Origin of the sequence: Methylophilus sp. 13, assembly GCF_015354335.1 — a bacterium.
In the GTDB taxonomy this organism is placed as follows: Bacteria; Pseudomonadota; Gammaproteobacteria; order Burkholderiales; family Methylophilaceae; genus Methylophilus; species Methylophilus glucosoxydans.
In genome coordinates, this window is sequence record NZ_JADKYR010000007.1 from 76,404 (window position 1) to 95,835 (window position 19,432).

A 19,432-nucleotide genomic window follows, 5' to 3' on the forward strand; every position below is an offset into this window, starting at 1 on the left:
GTGACAGTTGGCGATACGATGACAGCATTAATGCGATGCTGAAGATTCGATATTGACCTTGATCAGATTAGGCTGAAAGCCATTGGTTTCCAAGTCATGGCTGATTTTTGTAATTTTTGCCAGATCGTTGAGCGGTCCAATGCGTACACGGTGCATGGTGCCCTTGTTCGGAATTTCTGCCGTTTGTACAACGGCCTCAAAGCCTACCAGTGCCAGTCGGGTTTTGAGATTGTTGGCATCATCCTCTTTGGCAAACGCGCCCACCTGAATAAAGTAGCTTTCTTGTTTGATGGTCGGGTTCTTTTTCACTTGCTCTTCACTGATTTTGCTCTCGGTATCCGGCAAAATGGTGTAGAAGTCAAATTTGTTAGGGTCCTCAATCGAGGTGCTCCCAGGTTTGACTTCTTCTTCGGTGACGGTGCTTTTGATCGGCAGCTCTTGCGAGCCGCTGTCATTCTTGAAGGCGCTGGTGAACGGGCTGTGGTCACCTTTGATATAAATGATGAGCGCGACCGTCAAGGCGACGCCCAAAAACAGGCCGACCAGCAGGCCGTTAAAGAAGGTGCTGCCGCTGCTCTTGCTTTTTGCTTTGGCTTGTGAGGGTTTGTAGTCGCGACTCATAGATAATTTGAACCAATCAATTCGGGCACTTTTCAGGTGCTTACATTTTATCCGGGGCGCTTACCCCCAGCAAAGACAAGCCATTGCGAAGGACAACGCGGGTTGCGGTAATCAGCGACAGGCGTGCCAGTTTGACTTGTGCATCATCCACCAAAAATTTGGTGTCATTGTAATAACTATGCAGGGCACTGGCTAGCTCCTTGAGATAGTTGGCTACCATGTGCGGTGCCAGTGCCTGGCAGGCGCTGCTGACCACTTCAGGGTATTGCCCCAAGGCTTGCATCAGGGTTGTTTCTGCGGCGCTGTTGAGTGGTGACAGGTCGGTGGTGGTGAGGCTGCCAACATCGCCGCCCCATTGATTCAATACGCTGCAAATGCGCGCATGCGCGTACTGGATATAGTAAACCGGGTTGTCATTGGTTTGCGCACGTGCCAGATCGATGTCGAACACCAATTGCGAATCCGGGCTACGCGCCGCCAAAAAGTAACGGGTGGCATCACAGCCAACTTCTTCAATCAGGTCGCGCAAAGTCACATAGCTCCCTGCACGTTTGGAGAGCTTGACCTCTTCACCGCCGCGCATCACCGTGACCATTTGGTGCAGAACGTATTCGGGCCAGCCTTGCGGAATGCCAACATTGAGGGCTTGTAGCCCGGCGCGCACGCGCGTAATGGTGCTGTGGTGGTCTGCGCCCTGCTCGTTGATCACACGTTTGAAACCGCGCTGCCACTTTTCACGATGGTAAGCGACATCCGGCACAAAATAGGTGTAGCCACCTTCTTTTTTGCGCATGACGCGGTCTTTGTCATCACCAAAATCCGTTGTGCGCAGCCATAAGGCGTCGTCTTGTTCATAGGTGTGACCACTGGCGAGCAGCGATTGCACGGTGTTGTCTACCTTGCCTTCGGTGTATAGCGCGCTTTCGAGTGAGAACACATCAAATTTGATCTGGAATGCCTGCAAGTCCAAATCTTGCTCATGGCGCAAATAAGCCACCGCAAACTTGCGTATGGATTCCGTATCATTGACATCACCGCTGGCAGTCACCTGCATGTCGTCAGCAGTCACCGTCGCTTTGGCTAAAAAGGCCTCTGCAATTTCGAGGATATAGTCCCCACGGTAACCATCTTCAGGGAAGCTTGCATCGTCTGGCGTTATCCCTTGCGCGCGCGCCAGCACCGATTTGGTCAGGTTATCGATTTGTGCGCCTGCATCATTGTAATAAAACTCACGCGTCACCTCCCAGCCATTGGCGGCCAGTAATCGGCATAAACAGTCGCCGACCGCAGCACCGCGGCCATGGCCCACATGTAACGGGCCAGTGGGGTTGGCAGAGACAAACTCCACCTGAACTTTTTCGCCTTGCCCTGCCGGGTTGCGGCCAAACTGGTCGGTTTGTTTCAAAATATCGTGCACGATGGCCTGTTTGCTATCTGCCGACAAAAAGAAATTGATAAAGCCTGCACCCGCAATCTCCACCTTGCTGATCACCTGGTTGGCGGGCAAGCCGTCGATAATCTGCTGGGCAATCATGCGCGGATTTTGCTTGAGCGGTTTAGCCAGTTGCATGGCGATATTGGTCGCGAAATCCCCATGCTCGGCAGATTTTGGCCGCTCAAGGATGATATGGAGACTGGAGGTGTCTGCCACCAGCGGCGTCACCGCTTGCAGAATCAGTTCTGTGATCGTTTGTTTCAAGGTTAAAATGATGCGTTATCGTCAAACCGCCATTTTAACCTAATTAAGCCTTTTCACCCATGTGTTCAACATCCGCCGCTCCTCAGGTCACCACGTCCGCCAGCATTGTGCGCGTCGTGCTTGATGTGCCGCTGGACCGTGAGTTTGATTACCTGAATCCTGGCCTGGTGATCAAAGTGGGTAACCGCGTGGTGGTGCCATTTGCTGGACGGCAACTGGTGGGGATCGTGATGGCTCTGGTCAATGAGACCGATATCCCCTTGCACAAGCTCAAAGCGGTATTGCAAGTGTTTGACGACGTGCCGCTGGATACTGCCAGCTTCAAATTGTTGCGCTTTTGTGCAGACTATTATCACTATCCGTTTGGGCAAACCGTATTATCCAGCCTGCCATTGCGCTTGCGGCAAATCAAGCCGGCGGTGTCGCGCAAAATGTGGCTCTATCATCTGGCACAAGCGGTGCCAGATGCGTTGATCGGCAAGCGGCAACAAGTCTTAGCGAGGTTGCTGGCCTTGCTACAGCAGCACGCCGAATGCAGTGAGGCCATGCTCGCTGCGGTTTCTGCCACTTGGCGCAAAGCGTTACAGCCCTTGCTGGATGGCGGCTATGTAAACAGGCGAGAAGTCATCGCGACGCGGCCCTCCATGCCTGCCTCCGCGCAGATCCCCGAACTCAATGACGAGCAGGCCGCGGCCGTTGAGGCGATTCTGGGCCGCCTGCATGGTTTTCAGCCCTGGCTACTGTTTGGGATCACGGGCTCGGGTAAAACCGAGGTGTATATTCGCTTACTGGAAAAAGTGTTGGCTGATCCACAGTCGCAAGTGCTGATTATGGTGCCCGAAATCAACCTGACACCGCAGCTGGAGAGCCGTTTTCGTAGCCGGCTCAGTGAGTACGCATTGGTTACCTTGCATAGTCATTTGAGTGAGAGTGAGCGCTTGCAAAACTGGCAAGCGGCCCAGTCTGGCGCCGCACGCATTGTGATCGGGACGCGCTTGAGTGTGTTTACGCCCATGCCTCACCTCAAGCTGATGATTCTGGACGAAGAGCATGACAGCTCTTACAAGCAACAAGATGGCATGCGCTATCATGCCCGCGACGTTGCGCTGGTGCGTGCGAAGCAGCATGGTGTGCCCGTGGTGCTTGGCAGTGCCACGCCTTCGCTGGAAAGCTGGTACAACGCAACGGGCGATCAGGAGCACGCAGGCGGCAGAAAGCCGATTTATCGCTTGCTCACATTAAACAAGCGGGCGGTGTCACAAGCCACATTGCCGCGTATTTTTTGTATAGATACTGCGCATCCGCCGCCAGAAGCCGGATTGACGCCCTTGTTAAAGCAGGCGATAGAGCAGCGTTTGCAGCGTGGCGAACAAAGCTTGTTGTTTATTAATCGCCGTGGCTATGCCCCGGTGCTGCATTGCTCGGCCTGCCAGTGGCTGGCCGATTGCCGCAGGTGCTCTGCCAAAGCGGTGCTGCACTTGCGGCAGCGTGTGCTACGTTGTCACCACTGTGGCGATGAGCAGCCTATTCCGCTGCAATGCCCAAGTTGCGGCAATCCGGATTTGCGCCCGGTTGGTCAGGCGACGCAACGCATCGAGGAAACGCTGCAGCAGGTGTTTCCGCAGGCGCGTGTCGCGCGCGTGGACAGAGATACCATTCAGGCCAAAGATGCTTTAACTACCTTGCTTTCCGAGGTGCATGCCGGTGAAATCGATATTTTGGTGGGCACCCAAATGCTGGCCAAAGGCCATGATTTTGCTAATCTGACCTTGGTGGGTGTGCTCGATACCGACAGTGCATTGTATAGCCCGGATTACCGCGCCAGCGAGCGCTTGTTTGCTCAATTAATGCAGGTGGCCGGTCGTGCCGGCCGTGGTGAAAAACCGGGTGAGGTGTTAATACAAACGGCCTTCCCGCAGCACCCTTTATTTGCCGCCTTGCGCGAGCAGAATTACGCCGAGTTTGCACAGGCTTTGTTGCAAGAGCGTATGGCGATGCAGTTCCCGCCTGCTACCTATATTGCCGTGATGAAAGCAGAAGCCACTGAGTATGCCCTGGTAAACCAGTTTCTGACGGAGTTTAGTCTGGCGGCCAGAGCCTATGTCGATCAGCATGCTGCAACTTTGCCTGATCAGCCGCTAATTTATGATCCTGTCAGACCAGGGCTTGCACGCCTGAACCGTATGGAGCGGGGTTATGTGATGATGCAATCTGCACATCGCAACGCCTTGCAGCAGCTACTGCAAGTCGCCGTCGCCTGGGTAAGAGCACATCCATTACAGGCGAAAATTCGCTGGGTGCTGGATGTCGATGCCCTGGAATACTAGCAAATTTGCAAAAGTGGTCTTCAATGACAGGGTGTTTTGTAAAAAAGGGTTAGTGTTTGATTGTTTTTTAAGGTAAATTTAAGGGTTGCGATATTATTTGTAGCATATTGATTTTAATAAAAGTTTTGGGGAGTCATCTTGAAAAAACACACGACAGGTATGCGCCTGATTCCTTGGCTGGTCATGGGATATTGCTCGCAGGTTTTGGCAGGGGGCGTTTCGTTCCCGGAGCCCTTGCAGCCCAATATTCCTAGACCGATTATTCCAGAGCCACGGCCCATTATTCAGGTACCACAAGAAACGCCACAGCCAGAAAAAAAACAAAAGAAATCCAGTCTCAAGATTGTGGTAAAGGCGTTCAAATTTTCTGGCAACAAACAGTTTTCAGATGAGGTGCTTGCCGCACAAGTCGCCTCGCTGACTGGCCATGAAGTGGGTATGCGCGAGCTGAATGAAGCGGTGGGTACCATTCGGAACTATTACCGCCAACGTGGCTACTTGCTGACACAAGTCTATTTGCCTACGCAAGATTTGCAAAAAACTACTGAAGCAGAAGCTGTGGTTGAGTTGGCGATTCTGGAAGGTACTTTGGGCGAGGTGAAAGCCGAAACTGGTGAAGGGCTGGATCAATCTTATTTCCAGTCTGTTTCCGAGTACGGCTTGAACAAGGGGGATGTGCTCAATGAGCGCAACCTCGTGCGCAATATCATGGTGATGAACGGCTTGCCGGGCATTCAGGTCACCTCTCAGCTCAACCCCGGTGAGGCCGTGGGCAGTTCAGATGTGGCTGTGTCTGTTGAACCCAGAGCGCGTTACAGTGGGTATGTTGCGGCAAACACTTACGGCAACCGTTACACCGGTCGAGAAACATTAGGTTTTGGCGGTGCCGTCAACAACCTGAACGGTCGTGGAGATCAATTGGCGGTGGTGGGTAAAGTTTCCAGAGATGAAGGTCAGCGCTCATTGAGTGGATTGTATCTGACCCCTGTTGGCAGTGCAGGTAATATTTTAAATCTGGCTTACAGCTATGTAGATTATGAGCTTGGTCGCGATTTCAAACAGTTTGATGCGTCGGGCGATGCGCATTATTTTTATGCGTCTTTAGAACATCCCTGGTTACGTGAAACCAAAAAAAGCATTTCATTCAAAGTGGGTAGCAACTACAAAATTCTCGATGACGAAGTAAAAGCATTTTCTATTGATAACCGTCGAAATATCAGTAGCGTGGAATTAGGTGTGCTAGGTGATTGGATCAATGAAGCAGGTGATGTTGCTTATCAGTGGAGTTTGGTGCTGACACAGGGGAATGTTTCAATTAAGGACAACGCAGCCAAAGCAAATGACAAGGCTCAACTGGATGTTCAAGGCAGTTTTACCAAATGGAACTGGAATTCCAGCCGTACGCAGGTATTCGACAATGGCGTTAACTGGATTGTGCGGGCAGATTACCAAGGCACAAATAGTAACCTTGATATCGCAGAGCGCTTTGGTATTGGCGCCATTAACCGCTGGCGTCAATTCTCTGATATCCCCAGCCAGGCAGACCAAGGCTGGATGGCAGGAACTGATTTACGCCGTACTTTTGCGACCACGGGCGCTGACGTGACTCCCTACATCCAAGCTGTGACGCCGTTTGTTTTTTACGATGCTGGTCGTGGCAAGTTAAATCATGACCCGATTGGCAGCAGCAACTATGTCCGCTCCCAGCATGTGGGTGTCGGTACTGATATCCAGATTCCAGGGCAGTGGGTATTAACGACCACCTACTCCCAGCAAAAGCGCGATCTGGATGGTTCGTCAAGTAATACTGAGTATCAGCTCTGGGGTCAGTTGAGAAAAAATTTCTAGTAGTAAACCAACAGGCCTCGGCCTGGCAAAAACAAAATAAGTAGCTCGGATGAATAGGCATTAGTCATACTGGGCTACATACAAAAAAAAATTCCTGAACCAAAATTACATTCATATCAGGAATATGAGAGAAGTAATGGTAACCCACTGGTCATGAGATCGGTGGCGTTTATTATTAACAAGGAGAAGTGTCATGAAAGCAGCATCCTTAAACCATATCTACCGTCTTGTGTGGAGTCGGCTTCAGCAAGCTTGGGTTGCCGTTGCGGAGACCGCGCGCGCGCAAGGTAAGTCCAGTGTCAGTGGAAAAATGCCTGAACCGGCTTCTGGCTATGTAGGCAAGCGACATATTGGTGCTATCACCTCTTCTGCCAAGCGTGGCATGCTTGTCGCCAGTGCATTTGCTGCGGTCCTCGCTCCATTGACTTCTTTTGCTGATACCAATGTGGTTGCCGGGGTGGTTGCGGGTGATCTTACGGTCAAAGATTTGAGCAGCACACATACCCAATATACCCATACTGCAAACGTCAATATTGTTGATTTTTACAAATTTGGTGTAGAGAAAGGCCATCAGCTTGATGTTGTGATGCCTGATGCTGGTCGCGCGCTTTATCGCGTGATTGGTGATAGTCGTTCAGAAATCATGGGAACGCTCAATTCTAATGGCAGCCTTTTCTTGATTAACCAAAACGGCGTTTTGTTTGGTAATGGTTCCGAGGTTAACGTTGGCAACATCGTTGCCTCCAGCTTGAATATCACTAATGATAATTTCCTTAAGGGTAATTATAGTTTTGCCGCGGGTGCCATGGTTGGTAACGTTGAAAACTATGGCGTTATCAAAGCCAAAAATGAAGGCTACATTGTTCTCTTAGGTAAAACCGTTGATAACAGTGGCACCTTGGTAGCGAGCAATGGCAGTGTTGTATTGGGCTCTGCCCAACAAGCGACACTGGACTTTTTTGGCAATGGACTGGTTAAAACCAAATTGTCTGGTGGTGCACTCGAGGCCACCATTAAGAACAGTGGTTCCATTTATGCCGATGGCGGCTTTGTACAAATGGCTACCAATGCCCGTGCTTCTGCAATCAACATCTCCGGGATTGTTGAAGCTAACCAATTGGTCGAACGTAATGGCGTCATCCGTCTGGAGGGTGGCGATAATGCCAAGGTTCAAGTCTCAGGTCAGCTGATTGCGAAAGGTCTGAACACTACTGGCGGCAGCATTGAGGTCACAGGTGAGCAAGTGGCTTTGATGAACGGCGCTTTGCTTGATGCTTCTGGCGATAAAGGCGGTGGCAAAGTATTGATCGGTGGTGATTATCAAGGTAAAAATGACGCGGTTTACAACGCTAGAACCACTTATGTAGCCAGCGGTGCAACGATCAAAGCGGATGCCATTCAAGAAGGCAATGGCGGCAAAGTGGTGGTCTGGGCAGATGATTTAACCCGTTACTATGGCGAGATTTCTGCTCAAGGCGGCGCCAAGAGTGGAAACGGTGGGTTTGTTGAGGTCTCTGGTAAGCAGCACTTGGCCATGCTCGGTGATGTCAATGTTGGTGCAGCCAATGGCATAGGCGGTAGTATTTTGTTTGATCCAGAGAATATTACTTTGGATAATACGGCGCCTACACCGTTGACGGATCAAGCAACAGGGACGCCTGATGTGGCCTTTGCCGATAATTCTGGTGTAAATACCGTAATCAATATATCGAATGTTCAGGGATTTACCGAGTTATTTTTACAAGCTAACAATGACATTACAGTCAAAAGTCCGGTTTCAATGAACTTGCCTAATGGCAGTATCCGAATGGAAGCAAATAACAATATTAATGTAAATGCAAATATTCAATCAGGGCCAATTGGCTCGATTAGTTTGATAGCAGATAAAGATGGTAAAAATGGCGGCGATATCAATATCAACGCAAATATCACGAGTGGGAGTGAAGGGATATTCCTTTCCGCCGCGAACATAACGCAGACCACAGGGAATATCAACACGACAGGCAATATATTCAATGGTATTGCTGGGAGTGTAAAAATGGAGGCTAAAGGAGGGGACATAAACCTTGGCAATGCCAATATTAATGCTGCTGGTGTAGCAGTTGGTCCTGGTACTGGTGCCAATGGTGGCAATGTAGAGATTAAGGCCAACAGTCTGACCATGACGGGTAATATCAATACGAGTGGGTCAGTTTCTAATCAGACATTAGGCAGTGGTGGACAAGGTGGAGTGGTTACTATCAATACAGTAAATAATATTACTGTTGGCAGTATTACTACCAGTGCTGGAGATGCTGGCTCAACATCGGCGAGTTCAACGCTATCTGGAGATGTAACCTTGGCTAGCTCAGCAGGCAACATAACTACGGGCAATGTTAACGCCAATGGTGGAATTAATAATCTCGGTGCTAAAGTCACCATGAATGCAGCAGGAGAAATTAAAACGGGTGATATCAATACCAGTGCTGGTGTGGGGCGAAGTGATACTGATGGTAAGAGCGCGAGGGATATAAATATTACCGCGGGCACTAGCCTCACAGTTGGAAAGGTAACTGCATCTGGTGCAGACGGTAATGGTACGAATAAGTCTGGTGGCGTTGCGGGTGCCGTTAATTTGGTAGCAACCACTGGCGATGTCACTTTTGGTGGTATCACCAATAATGCGGGTGCTAAAACTGGTACTGGTGTGAATGGTAACTCTGCAAATATTTTTGTCCGTGCTGGTAAAGATATCATTCAAAAAGGGAACATTGTTACTACAAGCAATTCCGCTGACGCAGTAACTATGGTCGCTGCTGTAGGATACAAAAATACAAATAACTTTGACATTTCAACTGGTTCTAATGGGCGTTGGTTGATTTACTCCCAATCACCGGATGTTGGTCAACGTGGCTCAAAAATTCTGAATGGATACGACTTTAAACAATACGGTACCCGCTATGATGCCGTAAAAAGTGGCTCGCAGCAGATAAATGCCGCAGCCAAAGGCAATGGGTTGATTTATTCTGAAACAATTGTAATTGATCCAAAAGTAAGTGGGACTGCAACCAAGGTTTATGACACGACTACGGATGCAAGCATCGCTGGTCTGGACTTGGTGAAAGAAGGGCGTGATAACGATGTGATTAATTACAGTAAATTGGTTTCGGCGACTTATGACAACAAAAATGTAGGTGATAACAAAGTTGTAACCACGAATCCTGTCTCTATTGTAAGTGTCACTAACACAGGGTTTCGGAATGGTGCGAGTGTCGTGCGGCAAGTATATGGTTATACATTAACTAATAATCAGACTTCAGTAGCTGCGACTGGTGCTGTAGGCAAAGTTACGCCTGCTACAGTCTCCACGGTGGCAGGTATCACAGCCAATGACAAAGTCTTTGATGGTAATACACTCGCTACGCTCAATACGGGTGCTGCCATATTTAATGGACGGTTGGGTAATGATCAGCTGACAGTGGCGACAGCTGATGGGCAGTTTATTGATAGTGGCGTAGGTGCTGGTAAAACTGTTAATATCAGTGGCATAACCTTAGGTGGTGTAGATGCAGGTAACTATACACTGGTTAATAATACCGCAACGACTACAGCTAGTATTTTGGCTGTTCCAACGCCCCCTACGACCCCAACGACTACAACGTTGAATATCTCACCACGTGACAACGCTGGTTTAGGTGGCCTAGTCGGAACTAACCCTGCTTTGAATACGATGACCATCGTTTCACTGAACCCTGCTGCGGGGGATGATGAAGATCCGGATGCAGTGGCTTGTCCAGTGAATGAAGATCATCTGGGTAGTACGCCTATCCTTAGTTCTGGCGTTAAATTGCCGGATGGTGTGAACTCGAATTGTATTTAATGTGTTGAGTGTTAATAAAGCCGGGCAATTGTCCGGCTTTATTTTTATGCTGAATAATGTTTTGTATTCATGCTAACACCAAGTAAAATAGAGCCCGTTCATCTGCGGCTGTAGTTCAATGGTAGAACGCCAGCTTCCCAAGCTTGATACGCGGGTTCGATTCCCGTCAGCCGCTCCAAAGGATTTTTCATGGCAAATACCCCTCCCACCGTTTTAACGTTTGCGGCCACAGATCCCAGCAGTGGTGCAGGTGTGCAGGCCGATATTCTGGCGCTCTCCAGCATCGGGTGCTACCCGTTGTCAGTGATTACTGGCATTACCGCGCAAGATACGGTGGGGGTAGAGAGCGTGATGCCGCTGGATGCAGACCTGATCAATGATCAGGCACGCACCATTCTGGAAGATGTCTCCGTCAGCGCGTTTAAATTGGGTTTGCTGGGGAGCGTTGAAAATGTGGCAGTGATTGCCGAGATAGTGGCTGATTACCCGGATGTGCCGCTTATCATCGATCCGATTCTTGCATCCGGCCGCGGCGATGAGTTGTCGAATGAAGAAATGCAGGCCGCGATGTGCGAGCTCTTGTTCCCGCAAGCCACTCTGATTACGCCTAATAGCCTGGAGGCGCGTCGCCTGGCCTATTACGATGAAAGCGACGAGGTGAAGCATAGCTCGCTTGAAGAATGTGCGCTACGCCTGCTGGGCATGGGGGCTGAATATGTGATGATCACGGGCACGCACGAGCGTTCAAATGACGTCGTTAACAGTTTGTATGGTTTACAAAATGGGGCGCCTGGCCTGATCAAGGATTATCACTGGGAGCGTTTGCCTGGCAGTTATCATGGCTCTGGCTGCACGCTCACCAGTGCCATCACCGCATGTTTGGCACATGGCTTGAGTATGGAAGAAGCCGTGCATGAAGCACAGGAATTCACCTGGCAAACCCTGCGTCACGCTTTTAGGCCGGGCATGGGGCAGTTTATTCCCGACCGTTTCTTCTGGGCACGTGAGTCCGAGGTACAGGAAAAGGCGAGTGAGCTTCAGCATTAAAGGTTTGTATCTGGTCACGCCAGATTGTGATGACACTGCACTGTTGTGCGAACAGGTGATGCAGGCCTTGCGTGGAGGCGTTGCCATTGTGCAATACCGTCATAAAACGGCCACCGAGGCCTTGCGTCTGGAGCAAGCGGCAGCCTTGTTGGCATTATGCCGTGGCGCGCAGATTCCCTTTTTGATTAATGACCATGTTGATCTGGCCGCTCATCTGGATGCAGATGGCGTGCATGTGGGTCAGCATGACCGTGCCATCACGCAGGCACGCGCCCTGCTTGGTAAACAAAAAATCATTGGCGCTTCTTGCTATAACCAGTTTTCGCTGGCGGAACACGCGCAAACTGCGGGGGCGGATTACGTGGCTTTTGGCGCCTGTTATCCTTCTTCTACCAAGCCGAATGCGCCGCGTGCCGAGACTGCGTTGTTTGCGCAAGGCAGGCAACAGTTGTCTGTGCCGGTGGTTGGCATTGGGGGGATAACGTTGGAGAATGCCCGTCCATTGATCACGGCTGGCGCGGATGCACTGGCCGTGATTAGCGATATTTTCCAGGCGGACGATATCACTGCCCACTGCCGGGCATATCAGTCTTTATTTGCGTCAAATTGAATCACATCACTACCGTTTTGCCAGACGTTGTTTGGTAAAATGCATGCGTTAATCTGTTCTGGTAAATTCTATGCATATTCACATCCTTGGCATTTGTGGCACGTTTATGGGCGGCATCGCCGTGCTGGCCAAGGCGGCCGGGCATCGGGTCACTGGCTGTGATGCCAATGTGTACCCGCCTATGAGCACCCAACTCGAGGCTCAGGGCATTGAGTTGATCCAGGGCTTTGATCCCTCGCAAACGGGCTTGCAGCCTGATATTTACGTGATTGGCAACGTGGTGACGCGCGGCAATCCGCTGATGGAGGAAATCCTCAATCAGGGATTGCCTTATATTTCTGGACCACAGTGGCTGGCAGAGAATGTGCTGCAAGGTAAATGGGTACTGGCCGTGGCCGGGACACACGGCAAAACCACCACGTCTTCGATGCTGACCTGGGTGCTGGAGTACGCCGGGTTGGCGCCGGGCTTTTTGATTGGCGGCGTGCCTGAAAACTTTGGTGTTTCTGCGCGGTTGCCACAAACACCCAGGCAAGATCCGCAATCGGTCTCCCCTTTCTTTGTGATTGAGGCCGATGAATATGACACCGCTTTCTTCGACAAGCGCTCAAAGTTCGTGCATTACCGTCCGCGTACAGCCGTACTGAATAATCTGGAATTCGATCATGCAGATATCTTTGACGACCTTGCCGCTATTGAAAAGCAGTTCCATCACCTGGTGCGCACCGTGCCTCAGCAAGGTCTTGTGGTTGCGAACCAACAAGAAAGCCTGGACCGGGTACTTGCACGCGGGTGTTGGAGTGCTGTGGAGCGCATAGACAGCGCGAGTGGCTGGCAAGTGCAACATGTGGACGCCCAAGGTCGTTTTGATGTGTTTTTTAACGGTGAGCGCCAGGGCAATGTGAGCTGGAATCTGCTCGGCGAACATAACCGTAATAATGCGCTGGCTGTGATTGCCGCCGCCCGCCATGTCGGTGTTGCACCTTGCATAGCGATTGAGGCCTTGAGCGAATTCAAAAACGTCAAACGCCGCATGGAAGTCAAAGGCGTGGTTAACGATATCACGGTGTATGACGATTTTGCCCACCATCCTACCGCGATTGCCACCACGGTTGCAGGCTTGCGTGCCAAAGTGGGCGCAGCTCGCATTCTGGCCGTCCTCGAGCCACGCTCTAACACCATGAAACTAGGTGTAATGAAAGAGGCCCTGCCCGATAGCCTGCGCGATGCCGATGCCGTATTTTGCTACGCCAGCAACCTGGGCTGGGATGCTGCAGCGGCGCTGGCGCCGATTCAGCACAAAGCCCAAACCTTTGATGACCTGACACAGTTAGTGGCCGCTGTCAGCGCCATGGCCAAACCTGGCGACCATGTGCTGGTGATGAGCAATGGCGGGTTCGGCGGCGTGCACCAGAAATTATTGCAGGCTTTGCAGGGATAAACAGGCAGACGCCGCATGGGCCTCGTGAAAGGTTTCAGCAAACAGTCACCACTGGTATGGGCCTTGTGGGCTTCTTTACTGGTGCACGCCGTATTGCTGACGCTCCATTTTCAGCCCGAACTCAAGGCGTTTAAAGACCAGATTCCCTCCTTGCAGGTGATGCTGGTCAACAGTAAAACCCGCAGTGCGCCAGAAAAAGCTGATGCGCTGGCACAAGCCAACCTCGATCGCGGCGGCAATACCGATGAAAAGCGGCAGATGAAAAGTCCGCTGCCCAGCGTGCAGCAATTACAAGCAGCCTTGCCCGCTACGCCACAGGCAAACACCGCCTCAGCAACGCCTGCTGCGGCCCCGCAAGAGTCTGAGCTGGTTCGAGAAAAGCAGCGGGTGACCCAACTGGAGCAAGAAGCACAGGCACTACTGACGCAACTAAAAGCCAGTACATCGGTCACTAGTCTGCAGGCGCCGTCCACATTGCCGCATCCATCCAGCAAAGAGCAAACGCCGGCAAAATTGCTGCCAGAGCAATCACAGCCGCAACTGGCTGCCATGCAAGAAATGGCCAAGCTGGAAGCATTGATTGCCAAGCAGCAGGAGGCCTATGAGAACCGGCCCAAGCGACAGTTTATCGGTGCCCGCACACGCGAATATCGCTTTGCGAATTATGTGGAGCAATGGCGGCAAAAAATTGAGCGTGTGGGAAACCTGAATTATCCGCAGGCGGCTCGAACACAAAAGTTATATGGTCAATTGCAGATGACGGTGTCGATCAAGGCCGATGGGTCGATAGAAGGTATTCGTATTCATCGCAGCTCCGGGCACAGGTTGCTCGATGAGTCCGCACGGCGCATTGTGCAATTGGCCGCGCCCTTTCCGGTATTCACCGAAGATATTCGTCAGGATACCGATGTGCTGAGTATTACCCGTACCTGGAACTTTACCAGGGATGACCAACTTTCGACTGAGTAATGTGCAGTCCCTATTTACTGAGGCAATTTAGATGACTCCAAGCCACTTTCAATACCATGTCTTTTTCTGCCTGAACCAGCGTGAAAACGGTGAAGACTGTTGTATGAACAAAGGTGCCGAAGCGGCTTTTGATTACATGAAAAAGCAGGTCAAACAGCAAGGCTTGGCTGGGGCTGGCAAAGTGCGGATTAACCGTGCCGGTTGCCTGGACCGTTGTGGCGTTGGCCCGGTCATGGTCGTCTATCCAGATGCGGTCTGGTATACCTTTGTCGATGAAAGCGATATTGACGACATCATCGAAAGTCATCTGCAGCAAGGCAAGGTTGTGGAGCGCCTGGTGGTCTAAGCATTGCTCAACATGGTCAGACTCTGGTGCAAACGCCTGTTACTCACGCTCTTGGCAGCTGTCCTGCTGACAACGCTCGCCGTCACTGCCTGGATTTGGCAGCCCTATGATAAAACTGCCTGGCGAATAAAGCTGCCGATAGGCAGTGGCGTTCAGGTCCGTGTGTTGCCGCTGTTCATGCTGGCGACCTCGCCAGTTGGCCGCTGGTGGCTGGACCACAAGGCATTTAGCCTGCACCATGGCCAGATCCGCTTGTATGATGCAGACGGCTTGCGTGTCCACTGCCAGCAATGCTGGTTAATCGCTAAATCGGTGAGTGATAAGCCCCTGATGCTGGAAAGTGTCGAGTTATGGCTAAAGCTGAATGGCCAGCAACTTCACGGACACCTGGTTGCACAGTCCTCAGCGCTCCCCAATGCTCCTTCCGCAGTGCCCCCGCCCGCCTTCAAAATTAACTTTGAAGGCAAAGTCACCATGCACGCCTTAAAGCTTAACTGGACGCTGCCTGCTACCCCCTTAGCGAGCTTGCTGGCACCTTTGGCCAGTCATTCCTCCAGCATCTCGCAGGCGCATGTCTCAGGCATTCTTAGCGCCAGCGGCACCCTGCGCTGGCCCAAGCAGAGCTGGAGTGCACAACCTCAGCTTGAACAGCTGCAAGTCACAGGGCTTGATCTCAGCAAGGTCACAGCGTCGACGGTGCAGTATGATTGCCCCTTGCTTGATGAGCAAAAACATCCTGAAAAAGTCCACTGGCTCAGTTATGAAAACATGGGGCATTGGCTGCCGATGGCGGTGATCATCGCCGAGGATGCCGAGTTCAGGCACCATCCCGGCTATGTGCTCACGCAAATGCGGCAGCTATTAGGCAAAGAAAGCACGGATAAAGCGGTAGGCGGCAGCACCATCACCCAGCAGGTCGTGAAATACATGTTCACCAATGGTGAACGGACCTGGAAGCGTAAAATTGAAGAATTGCTCTACGCGGTGCAGCTCGAACACACTTTAAATAAAACACAAATTCTTAATTTGTATCTGAATACGGTGGATTGGGGCCCGGGGCTGTGTGGTGCACACGCAGCGGCCAACTATTATTTTGGCCTGGAGCCTGCCAAGATGAATCCGATTCAGGCCGCCTGGCTGGCGGGCATCATCCGCAACCCGCACCGTGCCTGGAAACAACAGTTTATTGCCAGAAACCCCGTATTGTCGCGTGCTGAAAGTATTTTGCACTATATGCCGGAAAGTGCCCGCAAACAGCCTGGCACCCTGAATTTTCGTCCGCTGCCAGTCAAATAAATTACAATAGCGTCTTATTCATTTTCTATGGTGAGACGACTACTTTGTCTACGCTCAAACTCAATAAATCTCCCGCGGCCACAGAACAAAAACGAGAAAAGCCGGTGCGGCCACTTTCACCCGAGCTGCGTGACCGCAGCAAAGCGCCCCCTGTCAAAAAAGAACGTGCTGCAGCCGAGCCGCAAGCGCGCGACGCACAAGCGCAACCCGCACGCAAAGAAAAAGCCGTGCGTGATAAAAAGCCACGTGCATTTGATGGCAAACCCGAACAAAAAGAGAGACGCTCACCCACCGCCAACGATGGCCGTCGACAATACAACCGCGACCAGCCGCGTCCACGCATGGCAAAAACCGATGACCGCCCCCCTCGCCCGTCAGCCCCTGCGCCCGCTGCCATTGACCAGCAGCCTCGCTTGTCCAAAGTCATGGCCGACCGCGGCTTGTGCTCACGTCGCGAAGCCGACGACTGGATCGTGAACGGTTGGGTCAAGGTCAATGGTGAAATCATTGAAACCTTGGGCACCCGCATTGACCCAGCGGCCGAGATTATTATCAGTGCCTATGCCAAAGAGCATCAGGCCGAAACCGTCACCATTCTGCTACACAAACCCGTGGGTTACGTTAGCGGCCAGGCTGAAGATGGCTATGAACCAGCAGTAGTACTGGTCAATCCAGACAATCAATGGCCCGAAGATAGCAGCGGTATCCACTTCAAGCGAGGCCATTTGCGTGGCTTGGCCCCCGCCGGGCGGCTGGATATTGATTCAACCGGACTGCTCGTACTCACACAAGATGGCCGCGTTGCGCGCAAGCTGATCGGGGATGACTCCAGCGTTGAAAAAGAATACTTGGTGCGGGTTGAAGGTCAGCTCAGTGCCAATGGCCTGGCTTTGTTGAATCATGGCCTGAGTCTGGATGGGGTGCAGTTAAAACCTGCCAAAGTTTCCTGGCAAAATGAAGATCAACTGCGATTTGTGTTACGAGAGGGGCGTAAGCGCCAGATTCGTCGCATGTGTGAATTGGTGGGATTGCACGTCGTCGGCTTAAAACGGATTCGCATAGGCAGTATCAACTTGGGTAAGTTACCGCCGGGACAATGGCGGTATTTGGGTGAGCATGAGCGTTTTTGATTGGTCTTTTCTGAATCGGTAAACAATCTACTTCTAAGATAGTTATTAAAGTAGATTGATTGGTTCTTGGGATCTGTCATTCCGGCCTAGGGCGGATCCAGGCCGGGGTAATCGTTGCCTAGGTGCAATAAAAGAAGAACTATTTGGACAATAAACTAGGAGCAGCCCAGAATGGGATTATTCGATAGCGTCGCTGGTGCCATGATGAACAAGGTCATGGGTGATAAAGGTCCATTGGCAAAACTGGCGATGGAGCTATTTCAACAATACGGTGGCTTGCCTGGCATTTTGCAAACGCTGAAAAACGGCGGCTTGAGCGAGCAGGTTGATTCGTGGGTAGGCACAGGGGCGAATTTGAATGTGAGCGCCCAGCAAGTCGGGGCTGCCTTGGGGACTGCAGTATTGAGCGGGATCGCCGGTAAGTTGAATATGACGACCGATGAGCTGAGCAGCAAAATTGCCGAACATTTACCCGATGTGGTGAATCAATTAACGCCGAATGGTGTGGTGGAGAATAATCCGGCACTTATCATGTCGCGCTTGATGGGCATGCTGAAATAAAAAAAGCGAGCCGATGCTCGCTTTTTAGTGGGATCCGCCGGCTTAGCGTACGCAATATTGTGCGCGGTACGCTTCGATGGCCGGGAAATACTGCGCCAGTTTTTCGTTGCCTTGCAAATAGGCAAACAGGTCAGCCAGTTTGGCAATACTGACCACCGGCATCTGGTTGGTTTGTTCAACCTCCTGCACGGCAGACAACTCCCCTAGCCCCTTTTCCTGGCGATCCAGGGCGATGCTGACCGCGCAAGGCGTGGCTCCTGCTTTGCGGATGAGTTCAACAGACTCCCGGATAGAAGTGCCCGCAGAAATCACGTCATCAATAATCAGCACACGGCCGTTCAATGCAGCCCCGACCAACGTCCCGCCTTCGCCATGGTCCTTGGCTTCTTTGCGGTTATACGCATACGGATAATTATGGCCCAGACGTGCAAATGCAATACTGATCGCGGTCACCAGCGGAATGCCTTTATAAGCTGGCCCAAACAGCATGTCGAATTGCAAGCCAGACTGTAGAATGCTGTTTGCATAAAACTCACCCAGTTTGAGCATGCTCTCGCCGTCATCAAACAGGCCAGCATTAAAAAAATATGGGCTCAAGCGGCCGGCTTTGGTTTTAAATTCACCAAAGCGCAATACCTGTTTGTGGATGGAAAAAGCAATAAAATCGGCACTGAGTGTGTTGGCAGTCATTTTAAAAAAGCAGAAAGTATTTAAACAATGCGTATTATAACCTTGAACCTCAATGGCATACGGTCAGCCTGCAACAAAGGCTTTTTGCCCTGGCTGGCGAATAGTGGCGGCGAGATTGTGTGTTTACAGGAGCTCAAAGCCCAAGCCGGTGACATGCAGCCTGACATGCTGCAGCCGCCTGGTTACCACGGCTATTTTCACTATGCTGAGAAAAAGGGCTATAGCGGTGTGGGGATTTACAGCAAGCAGCCTGCAGACAAGGTGATTATTGGCTTGGGCCATGCCGAAATAGACGCTGAAGGGCGCTATCTGGAATGTCAGTACGGCAATCTAAGCGTGGTGTCTTTATACCTGCCGAGCGGCTCTAGCGGCGAAGAGCGGCAGCAATTCAAATTTGCCGTGATGGCAAAATTTTTGCCGCATCTGGAGCAGTTGATTGCCTGTGGCCGCGAGGTCGTAATTTGCGGCGACTGGAATATTGCCCATCAGGAAATCGACCTCAAAAACTGGAAAGGCAATAAAAAGAACTCCGGCTTTTTGCCAGAAGAGCGCGCCTGGATGACGGATGTGCTTGGGCGTGTAGGCTGGGTGGATACTTATCGAGGCTTATACCCGGATACTACAGATGACTGTTACACGTGGTGGAGTAATCGTGGTCAGGCCTGGGCGAAGAATGTGGGCTGGCGGATTGATTATCAGCTGGCAACGCCAGCATTGGGTGCGAAGGTGACGGCCGCGAGCGTGTATAAGGCAGAGCGTTTTAGTGATCATGCGCCGTTGATTGTGGATTATGCGGATTAATTTAGGAAAGTTGTTCTTTTTACCTTGCCGGAATCTAGTTTGGCGATTATTGAATAAATGAAAGTGATTTATTGGTAGGTTGCTTATCGTTTGAAATGTTCTTTTTCGCCGAGCGTACGGTGGAACCGTTCATCTTTACCATTGGTCTGTGGGTGATAGGGACGGCTATGGCTAATACGTATGCCTA

15 protein-coding genes, 1 tRNA gene and 1 pseudogene are annotated in these 19,432 nt (G+C 51.3%); 13 read left to right on the top strand and 4 right to left on the bottom strand.

From position 1 onward, the window contains the following. Positions 1-27: 27 nt before the first annotated feature. Entirely contained in the window at positions 28-621 is a 594-nt protein-coding gene (locus INP77_RS13960; RefSeq protein WP_194749683.1) for an SPOR domain-containing protein, read from the bottom strand. Positions 622-661: 40 nt separating this feature from the next. Then, positions 662-2,320 (bottom strand): arginine--tRNA ligase, encoded by a 1,659-nt coding sequence (argS, locus tag INP77_RS13965; RefSeq protein WP_194749684.1) that lies wholly within the window; start codon positions 2,318-2,320, stop codon positions 662-664. A 59-nt stretch (positions 2,321-2,379) separates the two neighbouring features. On the opposite strand from argS, the gene INP77_RS13970 reads away from it, so the two are divergent. From INP77_RS13970 to INP77_RS14025, 12 genes are all read left to right on the top strand, one after another. Beyond that, the gene (locus INP77_RS13970) at positions 2,380-4,647 is read left to right on the top strand and encodes a primosomal protein N' (RefSeq protein ID WP_194749685.1); all 2,268 of its coding nucleotides are present in this window, start codon (positions 2,380-2,382) and stop codon (positions 4,645-4,647) included. A 138-nt stretch (positions 4,648-4,785) separates the two neighbouring features. Beyond that, positions 4,786-6,495, top strand: a complete 1,710-nt coding sequence (locus tag INP77_RS13975) for a ShlB/FhaC/HecB family hemolysin secretion/activation protein (protein ID WP_228518954.1) — start codon at positions 4,786-4,788, stop codon at positions 6,493-6,495. 193 nt (positions 6,496-6,688) lie between these two features. After that, on the top strand, positions 6,689-10,354 hold the full coding sequence (locus INP77_RS13980) for a YDG domain-containing protein (RefSeq protein WP_194749686.1): 3,666 nt from the start codon (positions 6,689-6,691) through the stop codon (positions 10,352-10,354). 104 nt (positions 10,355-10,458) lie between these two features. Continuing rightward, positions 10,459-10,532 (top strand) — tRNA-Gly (locus INP77_RS13985). Positions 10,533-10,543: 11 nt separating this feature from the next. Then, entirely contained in the window at positions 10,544-11,401 is an 858-nt protein-coding gene (locus INP77_RS13990; protein ID WP_194749687.1) for a hydroxymethylpyrimidine/phosphomethylpyrimidine kinase, read from the top strand. Further along, on the top strand, positions 11,385-12,011 hold the full coding sequence (gene thiE / locus INP77_RS13995; RefSeq protein WP_194749688.1) for a thiamine phosphate synthase: 627 nt from the start codon (positions 11,385-11,387) through the stop codon (positions 12,009-12,011). Before INP77_RS13990 ends, thiE begins: the two co-directional genes overlap by 17 nt. A 70-nt stretch (positions 12,012-12,081) precedes the next feature. Next, positions 12,082-13,452: a UDP-N-acetylmuramate:L-alanyl-gamma-D-glutamyl-meso-diaminopimelate ligase gene (mpl, locus tag INP77_RS14000; protein ID WP_194749689.1), complete on the top strand. Its 1,371-nt coding sequence runs from the start codon at positions 12,082-12,084 to the stop codon at positions 13,450-13,452. Positions 13,453-13,467: 15 nt separating this feature from the next. After that, positions 13,468-14,421, top strand: coding sequence for an energy transducer TonB (locus tag INP77_RS14005; protein ID WP_194749690.1), 954 nt, complete (start codon positions 13,468-13,470; stop codon positions 14,419-14,421). Between the two features lie 31 nt (positions 14,422-14,452). Further along, a complete protein-coding gene (locus tag INP77_RS14010; RefSeq protein WP_194749691.1) occupies positions 14,453-14,767 on the top strand; it encodes a ferredoxin in 315 nt (104 codons plus the stop codon). Positions 14,768-14,779: 12 nt separating this feature from the next. After that, the gene (locus INP77_RS14015; RefSeq protein ID WP_194749692.1) at positions 14,780-16,063 is read left to right on the top strand and encodes a biosynthetic peptidoglycan transglycosylase; all 1,284 of its coding nucleotides are present in this window, start codon (positions 14,780-14,782) and stop codon (positions 16,061-16,063) included. A gap of 44 nt (positions 16,064-16,107) precedes the next feature. Continuing rightward, positions 16,108-17,193: a pseudouridine synthase gene (locus INP77_RS14020; RefSeq protein ID WP_194749693.1), complete on the top strand. Its 1,086-nt coding sequence runs from the start codon at positions 16,108-16,110 to the stop codon at positions 17,191-17,193. 171 nt (positions 17,194-17,364) lie between these two features. Further along, positions 17,365-17,754, top strand: coding sequence for a YidB family protein (locus tag INP77_RS14025; RefSeq protein ID WP_194749694.1), 390 nt, complete (start codon positions 17,365-17,367; stop codon positions 17,752-17,754). Between the two features lie 42 nt (positions 17,755-17,796). On the opposite strand, the gene pyrE is transcribed toward INP77_RS14025, so the two are convergent. After that, positions 17,797-18,444, bottom strand: coding sequence for an orotate phosphoribosyltransferase (gene pyrE / locus INP77_RS14030; RefSeq protein WP_194749695.1), 648 nt, complete (start codon positions 18,442-18,444; stop codon positions 17,797-17,799). A 27-nt stretch (positions 18,445-18,471) separates the two neighbouring features. Between pyrE and INP77_RS14035 the strand changes: the two genes are divergently transcribed. Then, on the top strand, positions 18,472-19,245 hold the full coding sequence (locus INP77_RS14035) for an exodeoxyribonuclease III (RefSeq protein WP_194749696.1): 774 nt from the start codon (positions 18,472-18,474) through the stop codon (positions 19,243-19,245). Positions 19,246-19,355: 110 nt separating this feature from the next. Here INP77_RS14035 and INP77_RS14040 read toward each other — a convergent pair. Next, positions 19,356-19,432, bottom strand: a pseudogene (locus INP77_RS14040) (integrase core domain-containing protein); the annotation flags it as partial.